This window comes from Microbacterium sp. 69-10 (assembly GCF_001897945.1).
Classification (GTDB): Bacteria; Actinomycetota; Actinomycetes; order Actinomycetales; family Microbacteriaceae; genus Microbacterium.
This window is the reverse complement of the sequence record NZ_MKRT01000032.1, coordinates 74,168-80,812: the sequence shown is the minus strand read 5'-3', so window position 1 is coordinate 80,812 and position 6,645 is coordinate 74,168. Positions and strand designations below refer to the sequence as shown.

At 71.7% G+C, this 6,645-nt stretch carries 5 protein-coding genes and 1 other RNA gene; 2 read left to right on the top strand and 4 right to left on the bottom strand.

Going from position 1 to position 6,645, the window contains the following annotated elements; genetic code table 11:
• The 4 genes from BGN97_RS17920 to ffs all read right to left on the bottom strand — a co-directional run.
• The coding region (locus BGN97_RS17920) for a DUF222 domain-containing protein (RefSeq protein WP_292704611.1) at positions 1–1,080 on the bottom strand (1,080 nt) is incomplete at its 3' end.
• Between the two features lie 110 nt (positions 1,081–1,190).
• The gene (locus BGN97_RS17915) at positions 1,191–1,823 is read right to left on the bottom strand and encodes a hypothetical protein (protein ID WP_292704609.1); all 633 of its coding nucleotides are present in this window, start codon (positions 1,821–1,823) and stop codon (positions 1,191–1,193) included.
• The gene (locus tag BGN97_RS17910) at positions 1,820–2,419 is read right to left on the bottom strand and encodes a rhomboid family intramembrane serine protease (RefSeq protein ID WP_292704607.1); all 600 of its coding nucleotides are present in this window, start codon (positions 2,417–2,419) and stop codon (positions 1,820–1,822) included. Before BGN97_RS17910 ends, BGN97_RS17915 begins: the two co-directional genes overlap by 4 nt.
• A gap of 88 nt (positions 2,420–2,507) precedes the next feature.
• Positions 2,508–2,604: signal recognition particle sRNA small type (gene ffs, locus BGN97_RS17905), an RNA gene on the bottom strand.
• A gap of 85 nt (positions 2,605–2,689) precedes the next feature.
• On the opposite strand from ffs, the gene BGN97_RS17900 reads away from it, so the two are divergent.
• Positions 2,690–5,581, top strand: coding sequence for a DEAD/DEAH box helicase family protein (locus tag BGN97_RS17900; protein ID WP_292704605.1), 2,892 nt, complete (start codon positions 2,690–2,692; stop codon positions 5,579–5,581).
• 67 nt (positions 5,582–5,648) lie between these two features.
• Complete coding sequence (locus BGN97_RS17895; RefSeq protein WP_292704603.1) at positions 5,649–6,644, top strand: MoxR family ATPase; 996 nt, start codon at positions 5,649–5,651, stop codon at positions 6,642–6,644.
• Position 6,645 lies beyond the last annotated feature (1 nt).

Here is a 6,645-nt window from a genome sequence, read left to right as displayed (position 1 = left end):
GCTGACGGGCTGATCGGTCCCATCGATCGTGCCGTGTCCGGTGCCGCTCTCGAGGTCGTCGAGGTCGACCCTGACGATCACGGTCGCGCCTGCGACGGGGACAGAGGTTTCGCAGCCGAGCACATGCCCGCAGAACAGGGCGAGCGCGTCGGCGCGCATCATCGCGACCGTGCGGCGGTCTTCATCCAGGCCGCCCGCGCCCGGAGCGGTAGCAGCCGAGAAGCCAGTCCCGCCCGCACAGGAATCGCTCTCAGCACCCGACACGGCCCCGTCTTCACGATCTGCGCCGACGCCCCCACCCGCGACCCCGGCATCGGCCCGGCGGGCAGCGACGGCCGCGGCCTCGGCGTCCTTTCGGGCCTGGAACTGAGCGGTGACGTATCCGTCGATCGCGGTGCGGATCGGTGCACCGGACTCCACGTCGGTGACGAGGCTGAGGTGCAGCATCCCGTCGCGCTCGAAGAACGTCAGCGACCGGGACGCCCGGCGCTCCTCTTCGCGTGCTTCGAGTCTGTCCTGCTCCAGCAGTATCTCGGCCCGCTTGACGAGCCGGCGCACGTCATCCAGCGACAGCCCGACCGCGCGTTCCACGAGCCGCGCCTCCACGTCCGCGACGACGTCTCGGTCGCGTCCGATGCGCGCGCGGTCCAGGAACTCCACGATCACCGCAGCCCCGGCAGCGCCCACCTCGCCTGCGGACAGCGCCGCCTCCACAGCCGGGTACTTCGCCGGCATCCGCTCGCCGACCAGATCCACCCGGGGCGCCACAGCCTCCCCGACCTTCACCAACCGCGCGGCGTCCCCCGTTGAGACACCGGTCGTCGCGGCGATCAGGGCCGCGGGCGTCCGGAACCCGGCCTGCTTCGCCAGCGACTCCGCACCCAACTCTGGACGCGACTCATGCGCGATGCCGGCCGCGACCTGCACGGCCAGCGCATCGACGCGCCGTTTCAGAGCACCGAGTGCCGCATTCGCAGCGATCAGTTTCGAGCGCGACAGCTCGCCCACCTCCCCGGCATCCGCCCATGCGTCATCGAGGACCGTGAGGGCCTCACGCAGGGGCGACAGTGCCGTGGACATACCACCAGCCTACGAACGATCACCCAGACTGTCAAGCATTTATTCTAAAATTGGACACACTTTTGTGAACCACGTTAGAACATATATTCCATATCAGTAACCGCCGACATTCATCCCGGGCACGGCCCCGACAGGGCATCCACCACTGCCGTCGCGTCGTCCTGGAAGCGCGCGTAGTGCTCCTGGTCGGCGTTGATCTGCACCCGGTGGATGGCGTGCGAAGGCGGCATCTGCTGCCAGCCCGCGATCTTCTCCAGCCGCACGTAGAACTTCGTCGCCGCGGTCGCGGGGTCCATCCGCTCCTCGACGCTCCCCCACCACTTCTGCTGCTGGAACAGCCCGATGCTGGAGGTGCGGCTGCCGTCGGGATTCCTGACGCCCGAGGTCTCCCAGTCGCCGTAGCCGATGTTGTGCAGCGAGCTCTCCCCCATCGCCGCCATGACGCCCAGCACCTGACCGTCGCGCCCGAACCCGAGATCGCGTGCGGCGCCCACGATGATCGCCGCGTTCACGAGCTGGTCCCCGCTCCATCCGGCCACGCCCTGATCGGGGAACGTCTGCGGCCGTTCGGCGCAGTACCGCTCGCCCCGCGGTGCGGTGAGCAGCCCCATCCCGACGAACACGACACCCAGAACCAGAGCGACGGAGATCGTGATCGCGGCGATCCGCAGCATCCGCTTCCGCTCGCGGCGACGACGAGCGCGGCGCCGCAGCACGGTGGCGCGGGATCGGCGCTGGCTCACGCGGCCGGTTCCCTCCGCCTGCCGGTGAGTGCGACGAGCCCGCCGCCGATCGCGCCGAACAGGTGCGCCTGCCAGGAGATGCCGGGCCCGGCGCCGAAGATGCCGGTCAGCACCGTGGTGCCGTAGAGCACGATGACGATCAGCGCGATGCCCGCGTACGCGATTCGATGGGCCAGACGGCCCGGCGCGATGACGCGCAGCACCACGTAGCCGAAGTAGCCGAACACCAGCACGGATGCCCCGACCGTGAGCGTCCCCGGAGCGTTGAGCAGCCAGGTCCCCGCGCCTCCGACCAGCGCGACGACCGCCGTCACCAGCCAGAACCGCCTCGCGCCCTCGACGGCGACGAGGCATCCGAGGATGAGGAACGGCACGGAGTTGCCGATCAGATGCGTCCAGCTCGCGTGCAGCAGCGGGCCCAGCACGAGACCCTGCAGGCTGCCGAGGTCCCACGACCGCAGCCCCCAGCCGACGAAGGTTCCCGGCAGCACAGCATCCGCGAGCTGGATCGCCCACATCAGGGCGAGCAGGCCGATCGGCGCGAGGAAGCGCGTCGCCTTCGGCGAGCGCGCGACGGGAGGAGCGGATGCTGTCACACGACGATCCTCGCAGGAGAACCGGTGAGCGAACCGAGGACGGCATCGACCCGTATGACTCGGGCGGATGCCGCGGGCATCGGGCAAAAGAAAAGACCCTCCGCGCACCCGACAGAGCCCGGTTACCCTTGCTACGTTTCCGTCCTGGGGGAATTGGCCTGGATGCCGTCACGCGGAGAGCCGTCCACGAGTCTACCCGACCGGAGGGGCGCCCTCGGACAGTCGCCGGGGTCCGAGCGGGGCGGGACTCCCCCGCTACGCTCGATCACGATGACACCGCAGCCCGGACCGCTCGCCGACTGGCGGTACGACGGCGAGCTGCGCACCTACCAGTCCGAGGTGCTGGCGCAGATTCCGCCCTCCCCGGTCGACGGTGCGATGCACATCGTCGCGCCGCCCGGCTCCGGAAAGACGCTGCTCGGCCTGCTGCTGGCCGCGCGTGAGCAGCACCGCACGCTGGTGCTCGCCCCCACCGTCACGATCCGAGAGCAGTGGCTGCGGACCGCGCGCACCCTCACCGCCGACGCCTCCCGGGTCGGCGACGATCCGGCATCCCTCGCCGACCTCACGGTGCTGACCTATCAGCTGCTGAGCGTCACCGGCGACAGCTCGCCCTTCGACGACCTCGCCCGGGCGCAATGGGCGGAGGAGCTGACCGCGGCGGGGCGCACGGACGCGGATGCCGAGACGTGGCTCGCCACGATCGCAGTCGACAACCGGGCGCAGTACCTGCGCGGCATCCGCAAGCGCGCAGCGTCGCTCCGCCGCCGCTTCGCGCAGGCGCGACCTGACCTGCTCGCCCGCGTACTGCATCCGAACGCGCTCGCGCTGATCGAGCGCATCGTCGAGGCCGGCGTCGACACGATCGTGCTCGACGAGTGCCACCACCTGCTGGATCACTGGGCCATCGTCGTCGCCTACCTGCGGGCGCGGATCCGCGAGCGCGGCGGGACCGGCCTGCTGATCGGGCTGACCGCGACGCTCCCCTCCCCCGATGACGGCACCGGCTTCGAGAACTACACCGGCCTGCTCGGGGAGGTCGACTACGAGGTGCCGACCCCGGCGGTCGTGAAGGAGGGGCACCTCGCGCCGTACCGCTCGTACGTCCGGTTCACCGAGCCCGTCCCGCAGGAGGCGCTCTTCATCCGCCAGAGCGAGGCGCGGCTGCACGAGCTCATGGTGCAGGTGCTCGCGTCTGCCGACGGCGTCACCTACCTCGAGCGGCAGCTGCAGCCGCCCGCGCCCGTGCAGGAAGCGGAGACGGATGCCGATCAGCATCCGCTCCCGCCGGAGGAGACCGCCCGCCGCGGCATCGACCGAGCCCTCAGCGACGACTTCGCCCTCGCCCGCACCTGCGGCGCCGTGCTGAGGGTGATCGCGCCCGAGCATCGACTCGTCGCGTTCCTGGATCCGCAGCTGTTCGGCCGGGCGAGCACGGACGATCTGCTGCTGGTGCTGTCCCGCTTCGCCCTCGCTCGGCTGCTGCCCGACCCCGCCGCGCACGATCAGTGGCGGTACGTGAAGGGCGCGCTGGCCGACTTCGGGCTGCATCTGACGGATCGCGGCATCCGCCGCGGACGCAACCCGCTCGAGGCCACGCTGTCGACGTCGGTCGCGAAGGATCACGCCGCGGTCGACATCCTGCGGGACGAACTGCGCTCCCCCGACGGCGAGCGCATCCGCGCGGTGGTCGTGACGGATGTGGTGGAGTCCGGCGACAATCGCGGCCTCACCGGGGATGCCGCGCCCGGCGCCCTGCGCGTGTTCGATCTGCTGGCATCCGAGCCGGAGACCGCCGCGCTCGCGCCGGTGCTGCTCACTGCTCAGCATCTGCGCACGACCGCCGCGGACGCCGAGCGCATCGCCCGCGCGCTGCGGGTGATGCTCGACACCGCGGTCGAGGTCGAGGACGGCTTCGGCCCCACCCGGGTGCTGCGCGTGCCCGGCTTCGGCGGCGGGCGTCTGGTCGCCGCCGTGTCACGGCTCGTGACGGACGGCACCGTCCGGCTGCTGGTGGGCACCCGCGGGCTGCTCGGCGAGGGCTGGGACTGCCCGGCGGTGAACACACTGATCGACCTGACCAGCGTGGCGACGAGCGTCGGCACGCAGCAGCTGCGCGGACGCACGCTGCGCCTGGACCCGGCCTGGCCTGGGAAGGTCGCCCACAACTGGTCGGTCGTCTGCCTGATCCCTCCGCACGTGGAGCTGGACGACGCCGCCGAGCTGAACCGGCTGCGCCGCCGCCACGATCACCTGTGGGGGCTGAGCGCCGACGACCACACCCGCGTGATCACCGGTCTCGGCGCCGCGCTGGATGCCCCGGCTCAGGCGCTTCTCGATCGCATCGTCGCGAAGGACACCACCGCCACGATCGCGCAGCTGAACGAGGCCGTGAAGTCCGGGATGCGGTCGCGCGCGCAGACGCTCGCGGACTGGCGCGTCGGCGAGCCGTATGAGGCGAGGGAGCGCGACGTCGTGGCCATGCGCAGCATCCGTCGCTCCGAGCTGGTGCAGACCCTGCCCGCGGTGGCCGCGGGCGCGAGCGGATCGCTGCTGTACAGCGCGCTGATCGGCGGCGGCGCGGTCGGCATGGCCAGCGGCTTCCTGGGCTGGGATCCGCCGCTCGCGTTCGGCATCGGCGCCGTGCTCGGCGCGCTCTTCCCCGCGAGCCTTCGGCTGGGCGCGATCACGAGGGCGGTGCGGCAGCGGCGCGATCCCGCACAGGCGTATCGCGCGGCGGCGCAGGCGGCCGGCCAGGCGCTGCAGGATGCCGGTCGCATCCCGCCCCTGCCGGAGGGCGCCATCGAGGTCGAGCTGCAACGCCTTCTCGACGGCTCCTCGCGTCTGCGACTGGCCTTCCAGGGTGAGGCTCGCACCCGGAGGATGCTGGCCGACGCCGTGCAGGAGCTGTTCGGGCCGGTGCGCACGCCGCGCTTCCTGCTGCGCCTCCCCGGCCGCCGCTCCCCGGCGCTCCTTCCGGTCCCGACGCAGATCGCCCGGCGACGAGCGGATGCCGAGCACTTCCGCGATCTGTGGAAGCAGGCGCTCGGACCATGCGAGCTGATCGAGCTGCAGGGCGAGACGGGCCTGGTGACCCTGCGCGCCGCCCGCGCCCAGCCCGGCCGGCTGGACGAGGTGCCACGCACGGTGCTCTGGGGCTGAACGCTCCCCCCGGTCACCTCCCCGCGTTACGATCAGAGTTCGCACCGTCGCGCAGGGGAGCCACCGCATGCCAGAGCAGAGCACCGCCCAGATCACGCCTGAAATCACCGCCGAGCGGTTCGCCGAGCACACCTCGCAGATCATCGCCTCGGTCTCCTCCGTCATCGACGGCAAGCCGGAGGCCGTGCGCAGCGCGCTGACCTGCCTGTTCGCCGAGGGCCACCTGCTCATCGAGGACGTCCCGGGCGTCGGCAAGACCATGCTCGCGCGGGCCCTCGCGGCCAGCGTCGACGCCACCGTCCGCCGCATCCAGTTCACCCCCGACCTGCTCCCCGGCGACGTGACCGGCGTCGCCGTGTACGACCCGGTGGCGCGCGAGTTCGAGTTCAAGCGCGGCGCCGTGTTCGCCAACATCGTAATCGCCGACGAGATCAACCGCGCCTCGCCCAAGACCCAGTCCGCGCTGCTCGAGGCCATGGAGGAGGGGCAGGTCACCGTCGACGGCTCCACGCACCACCTGCCCGCGCCGTTCCTCGTCGTCGCGACGCAGAACCCGCTCGAGATGGAGGGCACCTACCCGCTGCCCGAGGCCCAGCGCGACCGGTTCATGATGCGCATCTCGATGGGCTACCCGGATGCCGCTGCCGAGACCCAGATGCTGCGTCAGCGCGAGACCTCCAACCCGCTCGCCGCGATCTCGCCCGTCACGGATGCCGCCACCATCGGCGCCCTGATCGCCTGGACCCGTCGCGTGCACGTGGCCGAATCCCTCGAGGAGTACGCGGTCGCGCTCGCGCAGGCCACCCGCCAGGACCCGGGCCTGCACCTGGGCGCGAGCCCCCGGGCGACCTTGCAGCTGGTGCGCGCCGCCAAGGTGCGCGCCGCGCTCGACGGGCGCGAGTTCGTCGTGCCCGACGACATCGCCGACCTCGTGATCCCGGTGTTCGCGCACCGCCTGCTCGCCGCCCGCGGCGTGCACCGCGCCGGCACCCAGCCGGTCGAGGCCGCGCTGACCCAGATCATCTCCCGCGTGCCGGTGCCCTTCGCCGGCGCACGCCGCTGAG

Bases quoted from the DNA above. Each gene is read 5' to 3' on its own strand.
- BGN97_RS17895 (WP_292704603.1), top strand. From the start codon at position 5,649: ATGCCAGAGCAGAGCACCGCCCAGATCACGCCTGAAATCACCGCCGAG.
- BGN97_RS17900 (WP_292704605.1), top strand. From the start codon at position 2,690: ATGACACCGCAGCCCGGACCGCTCGCCGACTGGCGGTACGACGGCGAG.